The organism is Opacimonas viscosa, from assembly GCF_024199005.1.
Taxonomy (GTDB): domain Bacteria; phylum Pseudomonadota; class Gammaproteobacteria; order Enterobacterales; family Alteromonadaceae; genus Opacimonas; species Opacimonas viscosa.
Genome location: NZ_JANATA010000090.1, coordinates 1 through 277 on the forward strand (window position 1 = coordinate 1; position 277 = coordinate 277).

General features: G+C 50.5%; 1 protein-coding gene. It reads left to right on the plus strand.

All coding sequences use genetic code 11. The features are described 5' to 3' along the window. A partial coding sequence (locus NLF92_RS12815; protein ID WP_254102593.1) for an MBL fold metallo-hydrolase occupies positions 1 to 277 on the plus strand: 277 nt, incomplete at both ends.

A 277-nucleotide genomic window follows, 5' to 3' on the forward strand; every position in this document is an offset into this window, starting at 1 on the left:
GTCGGGCAAGGTAGTGCATCCATAGTTACGCGTAACGGTAGGGCGGTGATTATTGATACTGGAGCCAGTTTTAGTGAGAGGGGCAGTTACGCAGAGTCGGTTTTACTGCCGTTTATTCAACAGCATGGTTTAACCGTTGACTTGTTAATTATAAGTCATGGCGATAATGACCATGCCGGCGGGCTCGAAGTTCTCAAGCGCACTTACCCTGAACTGACGATGCTATCGCCCGACAGCGGATGTGAAAGTGGAATGCAATGGATGTGGCAGGGGCTGC